The sequence below is a fragment of the Marinobacter sp. MIT930201 genome, from assembly GCF_047122665.1.
GTDB classification, from domain to species: Bacteria; Pseudomonadota; Gammaproteobacteria; order Pseudomonadales; family Oleiphilaceae; genus Marinobacter; species Marinobacter salarius.
Genome location: NZ_CP138916.1, coordinates 4033762 through 4053304, shown reverse-complemented (window position 1 = coordinate 4053304; position 19543 = coordinate 4033762). Strand labels below are relative to the sequence as shown.

Sequence of the window (19543 nt, the reverse complement as noted above, 5' to 3'; positions counted from 1 at the left end):
ATCTTCATAGAAAACAGATGATTACAAATACCTCTGAAAGTTTTTTCTATAGATTTCAACAGGCCGGAGGTATTGAGAACTGGTGCCACTTATTACCAAATTCTACATTTCGCTACCGAGGCCTCCATTTGGGTCACTAACTTGGTTACACTTGGCACAATTCGTGAGTCAGCCTACACGGACGACTGACTTCAAACAGGCCGTGACCGAAACGAAATAAGGACGAACGTTATGATCAAGAAGTGTCTCTTCCCTGTTGCCGGCTACGGCACCCGCTTCCTGCCAGCCACCAAAGCCATGCCCAAGGAAATCCTGCCCATTGTGAACAAGCCCCTTGTTCAATACGGTGTGGAGGAAGCTGCAGAAGCGGGGGTTCACGAGTTCGGTTTCGTTACCGGTCGTGGTAAAAGGGCCATCGAGGATCACTTCGACATCAGCTATGAGCTTGAGCACCAGATTGCCGGCTCGGGCAAGGAAGACCTGCTTACCTCCATCCGGGAGCTGATCGACAATAACTCGTTCGCCTTTACCCGCCAGAACGAAATGAAAGGTCTCGGTCACGCCATTCTCACCGGTCGCAACCTTGTTGGCGACAACCCATTCGCGGTTGTACTGGCGGACGACTTCTGCGTGGCTGACGGCGCCGAAGAAGGCGTACTCGCCCAGATGGTTAAACTTTACAACCAGTTCCGCTGCTCCATCGTTGCCATTGAGGAAGTACCGGAAGACGAGACCCACAAATATGGCGTCATAGCGGGCGAGTCGATGAAAGACGGCCTCTATCGCATCACCGACATGGTCGAAAAACCATCGCCGGAGAACGCCCCCAGCAACCTTGCGATTATCGGTCGCTATATCCTCACGCCCGATATTTTTGACATCATCGAGCGCACGGCGCCCGGCAAGAACGGTGAAGTTCAGATAACGGATGCACTGCTGGAACAGGCGAAGAACGGCTGTGTGCTGGCGTATAAATTCAAGGGCCGCCGGTTTGATTGCGGCAGTATTGACGGGTTTGTGGAAGCAACCAACTACGTTTACGAAAACATCTACAAGAAAGGTAAATAGGCGCCTATTTGCCGAGGATTTGCAGGATCATGCGCCGGTTTTCGCCGGAGGTTTTCCGGAACCGGCGCAGCAGTTCCATTTCCTCCTCTGAAAGTTGAATCCGGCTGATTTCACGCTCCAGTTCTTTCAGGGCCGTTGACAGGTCATCGCCCTGGCTGAACGCCAGGCCTGGCAACTCCAACTGGCCGGTGTCCCCGGCGTCGTCCAGATCCAGCAGGTCTTCCAGTGGGGTTTCCGTCTTCAGGCAAAAATCCAGTAACTCGGTGACACACGGCCATGCCCGCTGCCTCGCATCAGTCGATTCCCAACTCACCACCCGCGCCTCGTCCACTCCGCACATTTCTGCCACGTCCCCGCACGACAACTGCCCGGCTTCCCGAATCTGCCGCAGGCGGCGGTTAAAGGTTTGCAGGTACCGCATAGGAGTGTTCTCTGCCGTGGTTAGTCTTGTGGCCTGATGGCACTTTCGGTGAATCAAACCGGAAATGTAACGTACATATAGCTTTACACACAATCTACCTATAATGAATCCATAAGCAACGGAAATAACTTGGTATGGCGGCAAAAGCACTGGATAAGAACACCGCATGGGAGCTGGTACTGGACGCAGTGAACCGCAGCAATGTGACACTCTCATTGCCGGGCAGTGACAAGCCAGCACTGGATATAGGCCAGAACGGCGAATGGGAACTTCGACTGCCAGCAGAGCTCGACGCACGCAACCTGCTGTCGGTTTTCCTGCCTCTGTGCTGCCCGGTTGCTCAAGGCTCGCGCTCGCGGGTTGTCGGCCAGATGGGGCAGAGCCTGGACGGACGTATCGCCACGGTGACCGGCGCTTCCAAGTTCATCAATGGCGAGGATGGCATTACCCACCTGCACCGCTTGCGGGCTGTGTCGGAAGCGGTCATTGTCGGCGCCGGAACCGCATCCACCGACAATCCCAGGCTGACAGTCCGCAAGACGTCCGGCATTAATCCGGTCCGGGTGGTGATTGATCGCAACCATCGGGTTCCGGACAGCCATCACCTGTTCAGCGACGAAGCATCCCCTACGCTCCGCCTCGTCGCAGGGGACTACCACGCCGGCGACAAGCTGACACCCCGCCACGGCGTAACAGATGTGCCCTGCCTCGGGCAGGATGACACCACGGACCCTGCCCATATACTCGCGGTTCTCGCGGACTTTGGCCTTCGCAAGATTTTTGTGGAGGGCGGAGGGCTTACCGTGTCTGAATTCCTGAATGCGGACCTGCTCGACCGGCTGCATGTCATGGTCGCCCCCATGATCATCGGCAGTGGGCGCCCGGCATTTTCACTGCCGGAGATCAAGAAACTCGACAGCGCCCTGCGCCCGAAGGCCCAGATGGTGGACCTGGGCAGTGACATGCTGTTTGACCTGGATTTCACTCGTTCGACTGTCGACGAGTGAACACGAACAGCACGCCCGGAAGGCTCGACAACAGAACCGCCAACCCATAGCCGACACTGAGTGCAACGCCCTGCTCTGCCGGCATCCCAGCCATGGGCCAGAGCAATGCCGCAGCACCCTCGCGCACCCCCCAGCCTGCAACAGTGACCGGAATGGCCATGACCAGCAGCAGAAGGCTGCAAAGAGACGTCAGAACCAAAGCCATGTGCGGGTCACTCCAATAACCCGCGCCCAGAGCCAGCAACGAGAACACGGCCAGGTAACTGGCCACCACACCGGCGGAAGACACCAACTGGACACCCACGGCCGGCCACTCCAACAAGGCTTTGCGCAAGTCCCGCCGCAGCGTATGGACATAGTCTTTCGCGCGCTGCCAAATACTTGTAACCAATACCACTGTGGCTGTCAGGCCGGCCAGCAACAGCAGCGCCCGTTCGCCATATTCCGAGAGGGCTTCAAGCATTCCGTATCGGTACCAGACAAGCCAAACACCCAGGCTCAGCGCCACAGCCATCATCACCAGTTGCCCGGACATTCTCTCAATCATGACGGCATGAGCGGACGCAAGGCGCTCACCGGAGTCGAGACTGTGACGCCAGGCCCGATTAACATCGCCCATCACCCCGCCAGGAAGCACCTGATTGAGAAAAGTGGCAAGGTAGTACTCCCGCACCGCAACAGCCATGGGCAAGACCAACCCAAGTCGCCGGGCGGTGTAACGCCAGCGCCAGGCTGAAAGCACCACCTGCGCAACGGACACCACCATGGCTGCCAATAACGCCAGTAATGAGAACTGCGCCAGCTCCCGCCAGAGCACGCCCAGATCCAGGAAGTAGCCAGTCGCCACTAGCAACAGCAGGGTGAAACCCCAGCGCAGGTAACGGGTTCGGAGCAGGCGTCGCACGTCAGGCAACGCCGTCTCTGGCTGGCCGGGCAAACAAGTCTTCATGTTCCACGCGGATTGACAGGCTCTGCTCATCAGCCTGCTTCAGACGCAGGCCAAACCAGCGCTCGGCCCGCTGACGTTCGCTCGGCGACTGTTGCATCACCGCGTCACGCCAGCCCTCAAGCAAGGCGCGCTGAAGTGCACTTTGAGCAGGCGTCAGGCGCCACGGGCTTGGAGCAACAGACACCTGATAGTCCCGCAATTCGAGCTGTTGCTTGAGGTAATTCGTCGCCGATGGCCCCAGCGCGGCACCAGTCCCCTTATCGTTGTGCTGGTGCTCGTTGACGGTCTCGCGTATCCAGTCGTCGTCCTGGTCTGCCGGCAACAGCTCGACATCACCCGCGTAACTCAGAGCGATAAACACACCGGCATTGTGTCTGGCGGCGGCTACCGCCACTGCCTCAAGCCAGTCTTCCGACATCAGGTCTATCAGGGCCGAAGCTGTGATCAACCGGGTGCCATCCGGAATCTGCCCGGCAAGCCGCTTGGCGTTCAAGTGACAGGCATGGGTTTCCAGCGGGACATCAAGGTGTTGCAGTCTCTCTCCGGCAAGGGCAAGCAGGTGTTCGTCCTGGTCCAGTAGCACCCAGCGCTGGGGTACCGTCATGGCCGGCACAAGGTAACGGGCGTTGGAGCCAGTGCCGGTACCCAGATCCACCACCAGCAGTGGTGGTGCGTGATGACCGCTCAGAACGCCCGGGTGACAATAGTCCTGTTCCGCCCAAACCAGCACCTCCGAGAGCAGCCTCTTGTTACGAGCAAGGTGGTCTGCCGGCTCACGCAGTGCCAGCCAGTCGCTGTCGAAGGTGGTAGGGTCCGGTGGCGGCAGCAGGTCTTCCAGTGCCCGTTGGAAGTCAATGGCGGTACTCTGCCAGCTTCGCAGGGAGCGCGCCGCCTGCTGTGCCTGGGTAGCCGCCTCGCCAAGCGCGCCGGGGTTAGTAAGCCAGTCTTCCAGGCACGCCCGCAACCCTGCGACATCGCCGGCTTGATACTGCCGGACGCCAGGCCGCAGGCCTGTGGTGGAAAGGGCACCCCCATCCGTGGTGATCACCGGCAACCCCGCGGCAATCGCCTCATCAATCACCATTCCATACCCTTCGTAAACGGACGGCAGCACAAAAACATCAGCGTTACGATAGGCGCCGGCAAGCTCAAGGTCGTCCAGCTCCCCCAAAAGACTGATCCGATGTTCAAGCCCCAGGTTCGCAATGATACCGCGAAGCTCGTGGGCATAGCGCTCGTCGCGATCCAGCGAGCCTGCCAGGGTGCAGTGCCATGAACAGTCCCGGAGATCACTTAACGCTTCAACCAGATGGTGCTGTGCCTTGCGCGGCGACAGGTGGGCAACACAGAGCAGATGAATCGTGGGGCCCTGGGCTCTTGATGGCTGGGTTTCAGCGCCAATACCGGCAATGGTGTCGGCGCCCGGCTCAACCACGCGGATGGCCGTGGCCGGTACGCTGTAGTCTTTCAGTCGGTGCGCGGTGTGGGCACTGGTCGTGATTACCCCGGCCACCTTTGACAGCGCCCGACGCTCTACCCGGAAAAGCCAATCCTGCAACTCTTGCGTCAGCCCCGTTTCATCCGCCAGGGCGTGGTGGACCAGCGACACAACCCGCAAACGGGATGCATGGTTGGCGATCACGTCCGGAAGCCCGCCCATGGCCAGGCCATCAAGTACCACCACCGAATCATCCGCAAGGTCGGCAAGCAACCTGTTCATGGATGCTTCCGCCATCCGGTCTGGCACCGGGAAGCTGCCACAGAGCCCGGAAACAAAGGCATCCACGCCGTTATCCCTGAGCCCTGCGACAACATGCTGAACGTACCGGTAGCCTCCGGTTTTCTGTTCAGGATCCCCCGGGACAACGAACAACACCGACGTTAATGGCTCAGAGTTCGCCATGGTAGCTGGCCCAGGCAATATGGGATTCGCCAAGGGTGACCTTCATCGAACACAGGCCTTTGCCAGTTTCACCCAGCCGGCCCTGGCGGATCGCCGCGGCCAGTCGGTCGAACACCGTCATCGCCATGAATTCGGTGGTGGTATTGCGATTGGCAAATTCCTCGATATCGTCCAGGTTCTTCATGTTGAACTCGGCAATCACCGACGACAACACCTCGGACGCCAGCCCGATATCGACGATCAGATCGTCGTTGTCGAGGGCTTCCCGCTCGAAGGAGACATCAACTACGTAGGTGGCGCCATGCAGGCCCTGGGCGGGGCCGAAAATGTCACCCTTAAAGCTGTGGGCGATCATCATGTGGTCTCTGACGGTAAGGCTGAACATGGGTTTTGGGTCCTCGATACGGATGATGGGAGTCAATTGTCGGGGTATACGATACGGTGGCAGAGAGTGTCGGAGGCCGTTCCGCCAGCTCTGTTTCCAGCAAGTGCCGGCATAACCTCCGGCAGCGATTCGAAGGTGGTTTCGCCGCTGATCAGGCAGTCCAGGACATCATCCCGCAGCAGCTCCAGGGCCAGCACCATTCGATCCCGATGGCGCCAGCGTGGCCGCTGCTCAGGATGCAGGTTACCAACCTGGCTAGACCGTATCGTCAGCCGACGGGAATGGAATGCCCGGCCCAGGGATACCGGCACTGGCTGCTCGCCGTACCAGCTCATCTCAATAATTCGCGCTTCCTGTCCCGCCAGCGCAAGAGCGGTTTCAAGACCCGTTGGGTGGCCGCTGGCGTGGATGACCAAGTCATGATCGTCCTGCCGGCACCGGGTCTGGAAATCCAGCCCCAGCGTGTGCGCAACCGCTTTACGCTGTGGATTGGTGTCCACGGCGGTAACCCGGGTACCCGGTATTCGGCTGGCAAGCCAGGCAACCAGCAGACCAACGACGCCGAGGCCAACCACTGCGACCCGCTCGCCCACTCGTGGTGAAGCATCCCACAGGCCGTTCACCGCGGTTTCCATGTTGGCGGCCAGCACTGCCCTGGATTCCGGAAGACCGGATGGAAGAGGTACCACGGCGGATGCAGGAACCTGGTAGTGCTCCTGATGAGGAAACAGGCAGAAAACCGACTGGCCAGTCAGGGCCTCGGGGCCCGAAACAACACGACCTACGCTGGCATAACCATATTTGACCGGGAAGGGAAAATCGCCTTCCTGGAACGGGGCACGCATCGAATCGTATTCCGACGGTGGCACACGGTTGTTGAAAACCAATGACTCGGTTCCACGACTGACGCCCGAGTATAGCGCTCGCACAGACACCGCTGGACTGTCAGCGTCGGTCGCCGAACAATGATCGTAGGTTGCTGGGAGAATGGCCCCTTCCCCGGGCCCGGTCACCCAAAATGCGTTTGTCATATCGTCTGTTTCCTTACAGCGCACGTAACTCACTATAGTATACGCAGGCTATAGTACACGCGGCCTTGCCAGCTATAGTGCATACAGGCGCATCCATATTTTCAGTAAGGCCCTGTTACGACCGGATGCACGCTCAATCATACGCTGGGGTTTGATGATGGATTCCCACACTCACACGTTCCGCCTGCCCCTGGCTGCCGATCTTGCCTGGTCCGGCGGACTGACGGCGCTCATGGTGACCGCCGCTGGCATCGGATTCCACCCCCCTGCCAGCTTTTACGCGCTCGCCGTGTTGCTCTGCTTGGCAATTGCGGTGCCTGTTATTCGCTTCTGGCCTGCGGAACAGGACTTCGGTTGGGCCAATCGGGCAACCCTGGTACGCGCCTCCCTCGTCATACTCCTCATCAGCCTGGCGCCGTTCACTTCCGGGTTAGGGAACTGGCTGTGGTTGTACGGGTCATTGTGTTTACTGGCGTTGATTCTTGACGGCGTGGATGGCGCAGTCGCAAGGGCCACCCGTTCAACAACGGCGTTCGGTGCCCGATTCGACATGGAACTGGATGCGCTGTTCATCCTCGGGCTGTGTGTTGCGGTCCTGGCCCAGGGCAAAGCCGGCCCATGGGTTCTCGCGTTGGGGCTGATGCGTTACGCCTTTGTGATCGCTGGCCACTGGTTTCGCTTCATGGACAGACCACTACCCGACAGCTTTCGACGCAAAACTGTCTGCGTATGGCAAATAGTCACCCTGATGGTTGCCATATTACCGATTACGCCGACCGGCTTCGCGACTGCCACACTCGCTATCGCGCTGTTACTGCTCTGTTATTCGTTTTTTACAGACCTGCGCTGGCTTTACCAAACAGGGAGAAAGACATGAAAGCGTTCCTATCCACTGCTGCACTGACCGCCTCACTGGCATTGTCCGCCCCCGTTGCCATGGCCGAGCCGGAAACCTACGTTATCGACGATGAGCATTTCTCGATGTCGTTTGAGGTGAACCACATCGGCTATGCCCCGGTAATGGGCATGTTCCGGGATGTGGAAGGAAAGTTCGGCTACGACGAGGAGACTCAACAGCTCACCTCCGGCACACTGACGTTCAAAAGCAAAAGCGTCTTCACCAATCACGATAAACGGGATGGCCACCTGCGCAACGAGGATTTTCTCAACAGTGGAAAGTTCCCGGACATCACCTTTGAGATCACCAATTTCGAAACCACCGGCGAAAACACCGGCATTGTGACCGGTGACCTGACCCTTCTGGGCAAAACCCGCCCGGTGGATGTTGATGTAACCCTTAACAAATCTGCCGACTACCCCATCGGGCACGAGGACTACACCCTCGGCATCACCGCCGAGGCCACCATTAAGCGCAGCAATTGGGGCATGACCTACGGCATTGATCAGGATCTGGTGGGTGATGACGTTCGCCTCAGGTTCGGCCTCGAAGCTGTGAAAGAGTCCGGCTGGTTATGAGGTAGTGTGAACAACATCACACCCTGGACACATTCTGTTACACATTCGGGCCATTTTTTTGCGCGAAGTCAGTTTGGCCCGTTATGTTAATACAACAACAAAAATAATGGCGTTCGCGCCATAGAATGCCTCCAACAAGGATCCAAAGATGCCACTGCGGTTGCTCTTGGCCCTAACGTTCGTTGTGTCCGGTGCCGTCGGCCTGGGATATCTACTGTCGGCCGACAATACAGTCCGGTTCTCCTGGATAACCGGTGAGAGCGAAGGTAGGAGCCCGCCCCCTTCCGGAACAGACACCACCCGCTCCAAGCCCGGGCCGGCCGAATCGCCGACCACGGAAAAGCAGGAACCCTCTGAGAATGCGATCGGCTTCATGTTGGCCAGTGCTGCAGCCCAATACAGCCAGAACATCCGCTACCCGACGTACTCCATTCCAATCTCTGACGACCAGGCCAAGGCCTACGCCGGCAACCGTTTCGACCCTGTGGAGCTGCCGCTGGACGGGGGCGGACAATTTACCGTCACGCTTGAGAAATACCGCTTCGTACAGGAAGAAGACGTTCTTGTGGCAGCGAGCATTACTGGCTCCCAGGTGGTAGGGCCAAGCCTGGACGCGACCCTGGAGTCCCCCGAGTCTCGCCAGGCGATTGCCAGTACTACACTCCAGAACGAGGCCGGTGCCCCCTACTATGAAGGCATCATTGAGGCCGACGCAGAGCCTGGCGAATATCGGTTGATCGTTGAGGCAACCATTGATGGCAAACCCGTACGCCACGTTTCAACCCTGACCATTGAGCCCGACCTGGGAGAGTTTGACGGCCTGGGCGCCCCAAAGGTGACCAACAACGACCTGATAATACCGGTTCATTTCGACGCCAAAGACCCCGGCTTCTATGCCCTCTCTGCCCAGCTCTACCACAACGGCCGCGCACTCGCGCAGCTGCAGGCGGAGAAGCGACTCGACGGAACCACCGACACCCTGGAGCTCAAAGCCCATGGCTCGGTGCTCGCCCATCGTGAGATTAGCGGTAACCTGGAACTGCGCAACCTGCAGATCCGGCGCCTGCCGGCCTCGCCCGGAGACCGCACCGACTATGGCTATGGCCCTGATGATGGCTACTCGTTTTCGCCACCGGACCTGGACGGATTGACCGACAGCCCGGCAGGTGACCCCGAATCAGAGCAACGTGCTGCGCTGCTGCAAAGGCTGGCAGACAAGTTCTGATACAACAATAAAACAAAGACGGAGCCTTTATGAAAACAAGAAAGAGAAGTGCCTGTAAGACCGCCCTTGCGGTGGCCATCGCCGGCGGCTTGTTCGCCGGCACCGCCCACGCCCAGCTTGCGGGCCACAACGTGATCCTGGTTCACGGCTTCCAGCAGGAAGACCTGGCCAATCCACCTGCCAACCTTAATGAGGTAAAAAGTGCTGGCGAGGACTACTGGCGTACCTTCTGGCTGTCCCGTTCCGACGCCCGTGTAGATTGGGGCAGCGATGGCCGTGTGGAGGGCAACATCGCCCAGCAGGCCTATCAGCAGCTACGCGACATCAGCCAGCAAGGGCTGTGCAACGATTTCTGCATTGTGGTTTCCCATTCCACCGGTGACCTGGTCACCCGATATCTTCTGGAAAACCAGGCCCGCTGGCTTCAGGCCGACGGACTGCAGCCGCTGAAAATACTCGCTGCGATCGACTACTCCGGTGCCGGCGGCGGTACAGAGCTGGCCGATCTGGCCCTCAATGTTGCCTACAACGACAGCTGGTACAACTGGCCGCTCAAACAGGCAGTACGTGCCTTCACCGGCATCACCCCTGAGCCAGGCAGCCTTGGCGTGGTCAATGACCTGCAAACCAACACGGCACGCAACCTCGCCGTCAGTCCCAATAATATTCCGCGCCTGCGGTTTGTGGCCGGCGGCTCCTCCTACGGCGGCATCACCAAGCCGTTCATTGCCGGTACCGATGATGGCGTGGTACCAACCCACTCGGCCTGTGGCGCCACCAGCAGCAACGGTATCGACTCCTGTAGCTCGAACCTGAGCCTGGCGGGCAAGGTGTCCAGCCAGAACGGGCCGTCGGACCTGTACTACAACCACTTTCCGATCCTGATGAACGAGGGTGCTTCCCACAGCGGCGTTCTGGGCTCGGAAACCGGCAACATTTCGGTCCCGGTAGTGAATGACACAACCCTCAATGGGCTGCGTGTCGATTTCGCCAGCCGCACCTACAACAAGCGCGCCTGGTGGCAGTGGTGGGGTTCCGGTGACCGATATGTTGAAGTACCCGGTTCGAACCAGACCGATATGTCGACGCTGGTCTACAACACACTCAACAACTAAAAATACCAAGATGGACCCAACCGTCTGAAGGAGCACCAACCGGCTCATGGAAGAGCCATTCTTACCTGCCCGTGATAAACTCCGCCGCTGTCGCTCTAAAGCCTATCCACTCTATGGCGGTCTTGAATGCCCCTCTCGAACACTCATAAATCCGACCTGTTACTGGTGGTTGTCACCCTGATGGCAGCCATTAGCTGGATATTTTCCAAGGAAGCCGTATTACTGATGCCGCCGCTGATGTTCATGGCCCTTCGGTTCCTGTTGGCCGGTTCGGTACTGGCGGTCATAGCCTGGCCTTCGCTGAAACGACTAAGCCTGGACCAATTCAAGCGCAGTGCTGGCGTGGGGCTGGTGTTCGGAGTGGCCATGAGCTTCTGGGTGATGGGGCTGTTTCACGTCACCCACATAGGTGAAGGTGCCTTCCTGACCAGCCTTGGCGTGGTCATCGTGCCAGTGATTGCCCGGGTGATCTTCCAGGAGGCACAGCCTTTGAGCACCTGGTTTGCAATTCCGGTCGCGGTGGGCGGGCTCGCGCTGCTGTCGCTCAAAAATGGATTCCGGCCCGAAATCGGTCAGGTTTTCTTTGTGGTGGCTGCGTTTATCTTTGCGCTGTATTTCACCCTTAACACCCGCGCGGCCAACCAGCGCACGGTGATCAACCGCCGGGGAGAGTCCGTGGAAAAACACCGCGTCCCCGCCCTGCCCCTCACGACCATTGCGCTGCTCACCGTAGGCACCGTCACCTTGACCGAGTCAGTGCTGCTGGAACCCTGGACACCGACTCTCGAGAACTTCTCCGGCATTCTCGCCGGCTGGGTGATTGCCAGTGCCGTGGTAGGCACGGCAGGCCGCTTCCTGCTGCAGACCTATGCCCAAAGCCTGGCCACCCACAGCCACGGAGTTGTAATCCTTGTGTTGGAGCCGGTATGGGTCGCACTGTTCGCTGCAGGCTGGTTCAGCGAATCCATGTCCACCACACAACTCGCCGGTTGCGGCCTGATATTCCTCGCACTGCTGATCAATCGGTGGGGAGTGCTCAGCAAGGCCATAAAAGGCTGGGCCAGAAAGCAGAAAACCGCCTGAAAGAGGTTGACCACGCCCATCGGAATCAGTATATTTCCACCCCGTTGCAGGACATAGGACCATAGCTCAGTTGGTTAGAGCGCTGCCTTGACATGGCAGAGGTCGGCAGTTCAAATCTGCCTGGTCCTACCATTCCTGCTTAACGATCCGTTTCTTGCAGTTCCCTTCTCTATACCGTCTTTCTTTCCCGATACTGTTTCAAAGCTCTTCCAATAAGATTCCTACTACCACTCCCGTTTCATCACGACAACTGAGACGCAGCGATTCCTGCCTAACCTGATATGCCTGTAAAAATCGGGACATAAACCACCAGAAGCAACACTGCGATTAAGCCAAGCAGGTAGGGAATGATAGCGCGGGTGATGCGCTCGAGCGGCAAACCGGTGACAGAGGACGCCACATATAGGTTGATTGCGACTGGAGGCGTAATCATACCAATGGCCAGTCCCACCACAATTATGAGACCGAAGTGGATTGGGTCGATTCCTAGCTGGATGACCAACGGCAACAGAACCGGGGTCAAGATTATCAGGGCACTCGCTGTTTCGATGAACACTCCCGTTATCAGGATAATACCGACGACGAGTAGCATAATGATGTAAGGGTTAGTGGACAGTGACAGGACCGATTCAGCAATCGCGCCGGGTACCTGCCAACTTGATAGTGTCCAGCTCAGAACGGCCGATGTGGCAATGACGAACATGATAACGGCGGTTGTAATCGCAGAGCGGATCAATATCCGATAGATATCCGGAAGCTTGAGGTCGCGATAGATAAACAATGAAACTAACAGTGCGTAATTGACCGCCACTACTGCCGCTTCGCTGGGTGTAAAGATGCCAGAGAATATTCCACCCAGAATAATGACGGGTGTCATCAACCCCCAGCTTGCGCTCTTGAGCGTGCCCCAAATAGTAGCGATGGATAATGCTGTCCCACGCGGATAATTCCGACGGTAACCCTGGGTAATGGCAATAGCGATGAGCCCCAAACCCATGATAAGGCCGGGAATAAAACCATTTAAAAACAGCTTGGAAACCGATTGCTGAGCAATGACAGCATAGATAATCATCGGCACTGATGGCGGGATCACCACACCAATAGTGCCGCTGGCAGCAATCAAACTGGCTGCCGCCGCCGGGTCATACCCTTTTTTACGAAGCTCCGGCACCAGGCTGGAGCCAACAGCTGCCGTTGTGGCTGCCCCTGAGCCGGATATAGCCGCAAAGAACATGCCTGCCAGTACGGCTACGATAGAAAGCCCACCTTTCAGAAACCCAAACAGCGAGTCCGCAAAACTGACCAGCTTCTCACTGACCTTGCCTTGGGCCATGAGGTCGCCGGCCAGTATGAACATAGGTACCGCAACCAGGGCGAAGGAGTTAATCCCCTGAAACATCTGCTGGGTAACCACCATCAGTGGCACACCCTGAAAAAATAGCGCTGCCATCGTACTGGCACCGATTGACACGGCAATAGGTACGCCAATGAGCATGAACAGAAAAAAAAGTAGGAACAGCAGACCAGTCACAGTGGCGGGTCACTTATATCAGAAGCAGTCTCGGCGGCGTCAGGTCCTTCGGACACCAGTTCAACCAGATCAACAAATGCATACCAACTCATCAGCGCTCCACAGACCGGGATAATCGCGTAAACGTAGGTCATTGACCAGCCAAGAGAGGCCGAGGTCTGGAAGCTTTGCATCTGCATATAGCGATAGCCAACAAGCACTAACGCAATCATGAATCCCAAAACAATGGCCACAGCCAGAATACGCGTCACTTGCCGCAGCCTGCCTGGCAGCGCATTGACGACGAAGGTAACAGCGATATGGCGACCACGCTGAAACGCGAGGGTGGCCCCCATAAAAGTGATCCAGATAAGCAGGAACCTGGCTAGCTCCTCAGTCCAGCCCGCCGCTGTAAAGAAAACCCTGGATATAATCTGCAGCGTGATCACGGCGATCAATGCCACCATCGCCGCAAACACCATAGGCTGCATGATGGCATCGATTGCACGTTCAACTCTCTTCAGAATTCCCAACATAACGTCGTCGGGTCCTTTAACTATTGCTGCTGGAATTCACGAATCCGCTCCAGGTAATCACCAAACTGATTACCGTACTTTTCATAGACGGGGGCGACGGCAGCCTGGAAGGCATCAATCTCAGGATCCTCTACGATTTCCATCCCCGATGCTCGAAGCTCCGCCAACTGTTTGGACTCCATTTCAGCATTAACGCTGCGCTCATGTTCCGCAGCTTCCTGGGCCGCCTGTTTGATTACGCCTTGAGCTGCCTCCGGCAAGCGGTTCCATACTGGCATCCCCATGACAAATATCGCCGGCGCGTAGGTGTGGCGAGACATCGTCATATAGTTCTGAGTCTCATTGAGCTTAAAGGAGTGTACGACGTTGACAGGATTTTCCTGGCCATCGATAGTGCCTTGTTGCATTGCTGTCAGCGCTTCGGTCCAGGCCATGGGAACGGCATTTGCCCCCAGCTCACGGAACGTATCAACGTAAACAGGATTCTCCATGACACGCACGCGCAAACCGTCAATGTCATCCGGATGACTGACCGGCCGCTCGCTGTTGGTGAGGTTACGGAAGCCGCGCTCCGCATATGCGAGGCCTTTGAGGTTGACTTCGCTTAACTTGTCCAGCAACTCCTGGCCAATGGGACCATCAAGCACGGCATAGGCTTCTTCCGGGGAAGAAAACAGGAAGGGCAGTTCAAATACTGCCATTTCTTCTACGAAATTGGCGACCGGACCATTGGTTATGACGCCCATATCCACGGTACCAATTTGCATACCCTCAAGTAGGGTGCGCTCGTCGCCGAGAGAAGCATTGGGATAAAGTTCGATGGTCACCGCACCTTCTGTGCGCTTACTGACCAGCTCCTGGAATTTTACAGCGGCGATGTGGAAGCCATCCTGCTCGTTAACGACGTGAGCCAGGCGCAAAGTGACGGGATCCATATCCGAAAAGTCATCGGCAAAGACCGAGGAAGTCAGGCCAAGTGTGAGGCCAAGTACTGCAGTAACGCAGGCGAGTTTATTCATCATCTTTCCTTTTTTATTTTGAATAATTGTGAATCCAATCTCAGAATAACAGCAATAAACTACATAGCAAGCTCTCGACACGGTAAACGCTTGATTGCGTTACGCTAAATACTGGCCCCCAGTAATGGGGGCATAAAAAAACCGCCGAAGGTGCCCTTCAGCGGTTTTGTGTGCGCCTGAAAAACCTAGACCTTGTAGAAATCCCGATACCAGTCCACGAAGTTGGCAATGCCCTCTTCCACCGTGGTGGATGGCTTGTAGCCCACATCTTCAATCAGGTCATCCACATTGGCGTAGGTAGCCGGCACGTCACCGGGTTGTAGGGGCAGCAGGTTCTTCTCAGCCTTTTTACCAACGCGCTCTTCGATGATCTCAATAAACCGGGACAACTCCACCGGATTGTTGCTACCGATGTTATACAGTCGATATGGCGCCTTGCTGGTGCCGGGGTCTGGAGTTTCACCACTCCACTGCGGGTTGGGGGTGGCGACACTGTCCAGGGTCCGGATAACGCCTTCCACAATATCGTCAATGTAGGTGAAGTCGCGCCTGTGGTGCCCATGATTGAACACATCAATGGGTTCACCGGCCAGGATCTTCTTGGTGAAGATGAACAGCGCCATATCCGGTCGGCCCCATGGGCCATAGACAGTGAAGAAGCGCAGGCCGGTGGTGGGCATGTTGTAAAGGTGGCTGTAGGTGTGGGCCATCAGCTCGTTGGCTTTCTTGGAGGCCGCATACAGACTCAGGGGGTGGTCCACGTTGTCGTGGATGGAGAACGGCATGGTTTCATTCGCGCCGTAGACGGAGCTGCTGGAGGCGTACACCAGGTGCTTCACATCATTGTGACGACAACCTTCCAGGATGTTGGTGAAACCCACCAAATTGGCATCGATGTAGGCATGAGGATTCTCCAGGGAGTACCGCACGCCCGCCTGGGCCGCCAGGTGAACCACACGCTCTGGCTTGTGCTCTCGGAACAGGGCCTCCATGGTGGGCCTGTCGGCCACGTCCTTACGAACCTCGGTGAATCCTGGTTTACAGGTCAGGCGCCCAAGCCGCGCTTCCTTCAAAGTGGGGTCGTAGTAATCGTTGACGTTATCTACGCCGATTACTTCATCACCTCGGTCAAGCAGCCGATGCGCCAGATGGGAGCCAATGAAGCCCGCCGTGCCCGTAACCAGAATTTTCAACGTGTTCTCTCCTGTTCCTTCAGAACGTCAGCCCGGCACTTACAAACGGGCCACCGAGTTCGATGTCCAGACGGTCATCGCTGTCTTCGTAATCAATGCTGATCTGACGGTATCCGGCGCGCAGCTGTAACAACGACAGTTCGTATTGGCCGTAAGCGTTGTAGTCATAGATGGAATCGCCGTCGAAGCTGATGAGGTTGGCCTCGCCACCGACGGAAACACCGGTAAAGGGAAGATCAAAGCGGGCAGCCAGATAACCCATCGGAATCACGCCGTCGACCTCAGTCTTACTGACCTGGCCATTGGTGGTCCGCTCACGGACAATCAGTTCGCCATCCAGATTGCGGGCGGTCACGCCCAGATCCAGATTGGCCCAGTTGTCGAGCACTTCGTAATACAGGGTGACGTCAAACTGACTCAGGTCCAGATCGGAATCCACCTCCGCGCCGTCTTGAATCAGATCAAACTCGGTGGACAATTCCCCGCGCCCACTCTGCTCGATGCGAGTATAGTTCAGCCGAACATTCGGCAGCACCGGAACCGGGTGCTCGAAATAGGCGTTCAGGTTGGCATTGGTGTCACTTTCCAGGTCCAGGTCATTTTCTACATCGACGACCTTGTTGTTTTTACCAGCCTCGCCCGAGAGGTCAGAATCCCAGTAGCTGACATTGGCGCCCACACCAACCACATCAGCGGTTGCGACTGGGGCGGCGATGACCAAAGAGCCGCCGATGGCAAGAATCAGTTTACGCATAGTGCACCTGTTTTCTGGTTGTTGTACCTGACTGATCAGTCGAAACGGATGCCGAGACGACGACCAACCTCTTCGTAGGTCTCAATCACATCGCCCAGTCCCTGACGAAAACGGTCCTTATCCATCTTCTTTCGGGTTTCCCTGTCCCAGATACGGCAGCCGTCAGGGCTGAATTCGTCACCCAGGACAATCTGGCCACCCGAACGACCAAATTCCAGCTTGTAATCCACCAGCAGCATGCCGGCTTCCTCAAACAGCGCCTTCAGTACGTCATTTACCTGATAGGTCAGTTCTTTCATTCTGGCAAGCTCGTCTGCTTTCGCCCAGCCAAAACTGACCGCCAATGACTCATTGACCATGGGATCATGCATGGCGTCGTTCTTCAGGAACAGTTCAAAGGTGGGCGGGTTCAGCGTCAGCCCTTCCTCAACACCCAACCTGCGGCACAGACTGCCGGCGGAGATGTTACGAACCACGCATTCAACCGGAATCATATCCAGCTTCTTGACCAGCGATTCCGTGCCGGAAAGCAGGCCCTCAAAGTGCGTGGGAACGCCGGCCGCTTCCAGTTTTTCCATGATGAAGGCATTAAAGCGGTTGTTCACCATGCCCTTGCGGTTGAGCTGCTCTTTCTTCTCGCCGTCAAAAGCCGACGTATCGTCGCGAAAGACCATCACAAACCGGTCGGGGTCATCGGTACGGTATACGGATTTGGCCTTGCCCGCGTAAAGCTCTTCACGCTTTTCCATGTCACATCTCCGGACGTGCCCGCTCGGTGCAGGCACTGCTTGCATTAGTAAAGATATTCGAACAGTTCTGAAAGCAGCTCGGTCGAGCGATTCTCACCATCGTAACTCTCGGCGATGGCGGTGGAAACGACAATGTCGCCGTCGCGTTCCTCAAGCCGTATATCAAACGAATGTACCGGTTCCGGGGCGTCGGAGAACCAGCTGAACCATCCCGGCTCGCGCTCGGATTCCGGCCGGAAATCCACAAAGAAATATCCGTCTTCACGGTTCAGGTCGATCACCGGTATGCCCGCGTCATCCACCGCTCGGCGAACCTCCGCCCAAGCCCGGCCGTAATCCAGGCTCATTACAATTTCCCTGGGCGTTTCGTCGTCCGATACCAACTTGACCAGGGGTTCGCTGGCCATGCCCAATGCCGCACGGGAGTAAGACTTACTGTCTTCCCGGTTGCGTAAATACTGGGCCAGGTCTTCGAGCAGCTTCCGACTGGTATCGAGTTGCTCGCGGCTACGGGTGTCCCCACCGCCCCAAGCCATCAGTTCGTTCGGGTCATCAGCAACTTCGAAGGAACGGAATTGAACCTCTGTGGTTTTGCGGCGCACACCGGGCGCAACACGGGCTTGGACAACCACTTTCGCTTCTGGTCCGTCGGGGTTGTCCGGCAGCCCCAGCAATCCCCTCGCCTGCTTGCTGAAGTTAACCAATTCACTCTGCATCAGGCCGAGCTGGGGGCTGTCGTACGCCACACCAAGGCCGTTCTCATTCATGTAGGAGGTGACTGCAGGCCAAAGGCGACCTGGAACATCATTCACCAGCAGCCATATCTGGCCATCCAGCTCCTCAACCAGATAGTTTTCGTCAAGGATATCGGAGGTCATATCCGGCGGCCTGGGTATGCTTCCCCGATACATACGGCCCGAGTCGGCAGCGGTCGCTTCGCGTATCGGCATGATCTGACCAAACTCGCCTTCATCCGCCGTTTCCGGCAGTTTCAGAGGCGTGCCTTCCGAGGCATTGACATAGCGCTCTGAGCGGTCTTCGATCAAGCTACAGCCTGACAGGGCCATAACAAACATCAGGCCCGCCAGGGGCCTGATGCATTTTTCGGTTTTTTCGATTTCTGTCCTGAACCTAAACGCCATCAGGCGACTCCAGTTACGATAGATGGTACAGCCTGACTCAGAGTACGCCAGAGGCTTTCAGTGCGTCTTCCACTTCGCCGTGGAACCTGTCACTCAGAGGGGTGAGCGGAAGGCGAATGCCCTCCCCGATCATACCCATATGATAGAGAGCCCACTTCACGGGGATGGGATTGGCCTCGAGGAAAAGTTTGCGGTTCAGAGGCATGAGCAACTCGTTAAGCCGCTCGGTTTCCTCCTCATTTCCGGCGATGGCGGCTTCGCACAACGCAGCCATGCCCTTGGGCGCCACGTTGGCGGTAACGGAGACGTTGCCTTTGGCGCCGGCAAGCATCAGTCCGGCGGCCGTCGCGTCGTCGCCAGAGTAGACCACCAGGCGGCCTCTAACGGCTTCAACCAGCTCTGCACCACGGGGAATATTGCCGGTTGCATCCTTGATGCCGATGATGTTCGGAATATCTGCCAGGCGCTCAACGGTCTCGTTCAGCATGTCGCACGCCGTTCGGCCGGGAACGTTGTAGAGAATCTGATCGACCGGGACAGCCTCGGCAATGGTCTTGAAGTGCTGGTAGAGCCCTTCCTGGGTCGGCTTGTTGTAGTACGGGACGACAAGCAGACAGGCATCGGCACCCAGCTTGTGAGCTTCTTCGGTCAGCTCTATGGCTTCGCGAGTACTGTTACCGCCGGTACCGGCAATCACAGGAATGCGGCCATTGACGCGTTTTATGATATGCCCCACCACCCGCATGTGCTCTTCCGGGTCCAGCGTGGCGGATTCACCCGTCGTTCCAACGGCCACGATACCGTGCGTTCCGTTGTCGAGATGAAAGTCCACCAGCTTATCAAGGTGCTCCCAATGAACGCTGCCATCGGAATGCATGGGCGTGACCAGTGCGACAAGGCTCCCCGTAATCATAAAAACTCCGTACGAATAAAAACGATATGGTAATGTTGGGCACCCACTGACACAAGGGAATTAA

Annotated in this window: 20 protein-coding genes and 1 tRNA gene; 8 read left to right on the top strand and 13 right to left on the bottom strand. The window is 57.1% G+C overall.

The features are described from left to right. Positions 1–231: 231 nt before the first annotated feature. Positions 232–1068 carry a UTP--glucose-1-phosphate uridylyltransferase GalU gene (galU, locus tag SIC19_RS18500; protein ID WP_036205392.1) on the top strand — a complete coding sequence of 279 codons (837 nt, stop codon included), beginning with the start codon at positions 232–234 and terminating at the stop codon, positions 1066–1068. A 4-nt stretch (positions 1069–1072) separates the two neighbouring features. Here galU and SIC19_RS18495 read toward each other — a convergent pair whose 3' ends face one another. Next, positions 1073–1489: a helix-turn-helix domain-containing protein gene (locus tag SIC19_RS18495; protein ID WP_127401478.1), complete on the bottom strand. Its 417-nt coding sequence runs from the start codon at positions 1487–1489 to the stop codon at positions 1073–1075. Positions 1490–1623: 134 nt separating this feature from the next. Between SIC19_RS18495 and SIC19_RS18490 the strand changes: the two genes are divergently transcribed. Further along, a complete protein-coding gene (locus tag SIC19_RS18490) occupies positions 1624–2496 on the top strand; it encodes a RibD family protein (RefSeq protein ID WP_085680394.1) in 873 nt (290 codons plus the stop codon). Here SIC19_RS18490 and SIC19_RS18485 read toward each other — a convergent pair. The 4 genes from SIC19_RS18485 to SIC19_RS18470 are packed head-to-tail and all read right to left on the bottom strand — an operon-like array spanning position 2471 to position 6764. After that, on the bottom strand, positions 2471–3445 hold the full coding sequence (locus SIC19_RS18485) for a lysylphosphatidylglycerol synthase transmembrane domain-containing protein (protein ID WP_412535552.1): 975 nt from the start codon (positions 3443–3445) through the stop codon (positions 2471–2473). The genes SIC19_RS18490 and SIC19_RS18485 overlap by 26 nt on opposite strands. Continuing rightward, on the bottom strand, positions 3402–5348 hold the full coding sequence (locus SIC19_RS18480) for a glycosyltransferase (RefSeq protein ID WP_127401480.1): 1947 nt from the start codon (positions 5346–5348) through the stop codon (positions 3402–3404). The genes SIC19_RS18485 and SIC19_RS18480 overlap by 44 nt, the downstream gene beginning before the upstream one ends. Further along, positions 5335–5733 (bottom strand): 6-pyruvoyl trahydropterin synthase family protein, encoded by a 399-nt coding sequence (locus SIC19_RS18475; protein WP_036205386.1) that lies wholly within the window; start codon positions 5731–5733, stop codon positions 5335–5337. Before SIC19_RS18475 ends, SIC19_RS18480 begins: the two co-directional genes overlap by 14 nt. 32 nt (positions 5734–5765) lie before the next feature. Further along, the gene (locus tag SIC19_RS18470) at positions 5766–6764 is read right to left on the bottom strand and encodes a zinc-dependent alcohol dehydrogenase (protein ID WP_075196132.1); all 999 of its coding nucleotides are present in this window, start codon (positions 6762–6764) and stop codon (positions 5766–5768) included. Positions 6765–6918: 154 nt separating this feature from the next. Between SIC19_RS18470 and SIC19_RS18465 the strand changes: the two genes are divergently transcribed. The 6 genes from SIC19_RS18465 to SIC19_RS18440 all read left to right on the top strand — a co-directional run bounded on the left by SIC19_RS18465 (position 6919) and on the right by SIC19_RS18440 (position 11795). Then, positions 6919–7641, top strand: a complete 723-nt coding sequence (locus tag SIC19_RS18465) for a CDP-alcohol phosphatidyltransferase family protein (RefSeq protein WP_075196133.1) — start codon at positions 6919–6921, stop codon at positions 7639–7641. Further along, on the top strand, positions 7638–8240 hold the full coding sequence (locus SIC19_RS18460; protein ID WP_075196134.1) for a YceI family protein: 603 nt from the start codon (positions 7638–7640) through the stop codon (positions 8238–8240). The genes SIC19_RS18465 and SIC19_RS18460 overlap by 4 nt, the downstream gene beginning before the upstream one ends. Before the next feature lie 148 nt (positions 8241–8388). Continuing rightward, positions 8389–9465 carry a hypothetical protein gene (locus SIC19_RS18455; RefSeq protein ID WP_127401482.1) on the top strand — a complete coding sequence of 359 codons (1077 nt, stop codon included), beginning with the start codon at positions 8389–8391 and terminating at the stop codon, positions 9463–9465. A 29-nt stretch (positions 9466–9494) separates the two neighbouring features. Continuing rightward, the gene (locus tag SIC19_RS18450; RefSeq protein WP_127401484.1) at positions 9495–10580 is read left to right on the top strand and encodes a hypothetical protein; all 1086 of its coding nucleotides are present in this window, start codon (positions 9495–9497) and stop codon (positions 10578–10580) included. A 126-nt stretch (positions 10581–10706) separates the two neighbouring features. After that, the gene (locus SIC19_RS18445) at positions 10707–11663 is read left to right on the top strand and encodes a DMT family transporter (protein WP_075196136.1); all 957 of its coding nucleotides are present in this window, start codon (positions 10707–10709) and stop codon (positions 11661–11663) included. Between the two features lie 55 nt (positions 11664–11718). Next, positions 11719–11795, top strand: a tRNA-Val gene (locus SIC19_RS18440). A 139-nt stretch (positions 11796–11934) separates the two neighbouring features. Here the strand turns inward: SIC19_RS18440 and SIC19_RS18435 are convergent. From SIC19_RS18435 to dapA, 8 genes are all read right to left on the bottom strand, one after another. After that, positions 11935–13194 carry a TRAP transporter large permease gene (locus SIC19_RS18435; protein WP_075196195.1) on the bottom strand — a complete coding sequence of 420 codons (1260 nt, stop codon included), beginning with the start codon at positions 13192–13194 and terminating at the stop codon, positions 11935–11937. Beyond that, positions 13191–13709, bottom strand: a complete 519-nt coding sequence (locus SIC19_RS18430; protein WP_075196196.1) for a TRAP transporter small permease — start codon at positions 13707–13709, stop codon at positions 13191–13193. The genes SIC19_RS18435 and SIC19_RS18430 overlap by 4 nt, the downstream gene beginning before the upstream one ends. A 20-nt stretch (positions 13710–13729) precedes the next feature. Next, complete coding sequence (locus tag SIC19_RS18425) at positions 13730–14728, bottom strand: TRAP transporter substrate-binding protein (protein WP_075196197.1); 999 nt, start codon at positions 14726–14728, stop codon at positions 13730–13732. Positions 14729–14913: 185 nt separating this feature from the next. Beyond that, complete coding sequence (locus SIC19_RS18420; RefSeq protein WP_127401486.1) at positions 14914–15921, bottom strand: NAD-dependent epimerase; 1008 nt, start codon at positions 15919–15921, stop codon at positions 14914–14916. 19 nt (positions 15922–15940) lie between these two features. Further along, the gene (locus SIC19_RS18415; RefSeq protein WP_127401488.1) at positions 15941–16675 is read right to left on the bottom strand and encodes a TIGR04219 family outer membrane beta-barrel protein; all 735 of its coding nucleotides are present in this window, start codon (positions 16673–16675) and stop codon (positions 15941–15943) included. A gap of 35 nt (positions 16676–16710) precedes the next feature. Then, positions 16711–17424 carry a phosphoribosylaminoimidazolesuccinocarboxamide synthase gene (purC, locus tag SIC19_RS18410; RefSeq protein WP_036205376.1) on the bottom strand — a complete coding sequence of 238 codons (714 nt, stop codon included), beginning with the start codon at positions 17422–17424 and terminating at the stop codon, positions 16711–16713. Positions 17425–17468: 44 nt separating this feature from the next. After that, positions 17469–18566 (bottom strand): outer membrane protein assembly factor BamC, encoded by a 1098-nt coding sequence (gene bamC / locus SIC19_RS18405; RefSeq protein ID WP_036205375.1) that lies wholly within the window; start codon positions 18564–18566, stop codon positions 17469–17471. Between the two features lie 37 nt (positions 18567–18603). Further along, positions 18604–19479, bottom strand: coding sequence for a 4-hydroxy-tetrahydrodipicolinate synthase (dapA, locus tag SIC19_RS18400; protein ID WP_036205374.1), 876 nt, complete (start codon positions 19477–19479; stop codon positions 18604–18606). Positions 19480–19543: the final 64 nt, after the last annotated feature.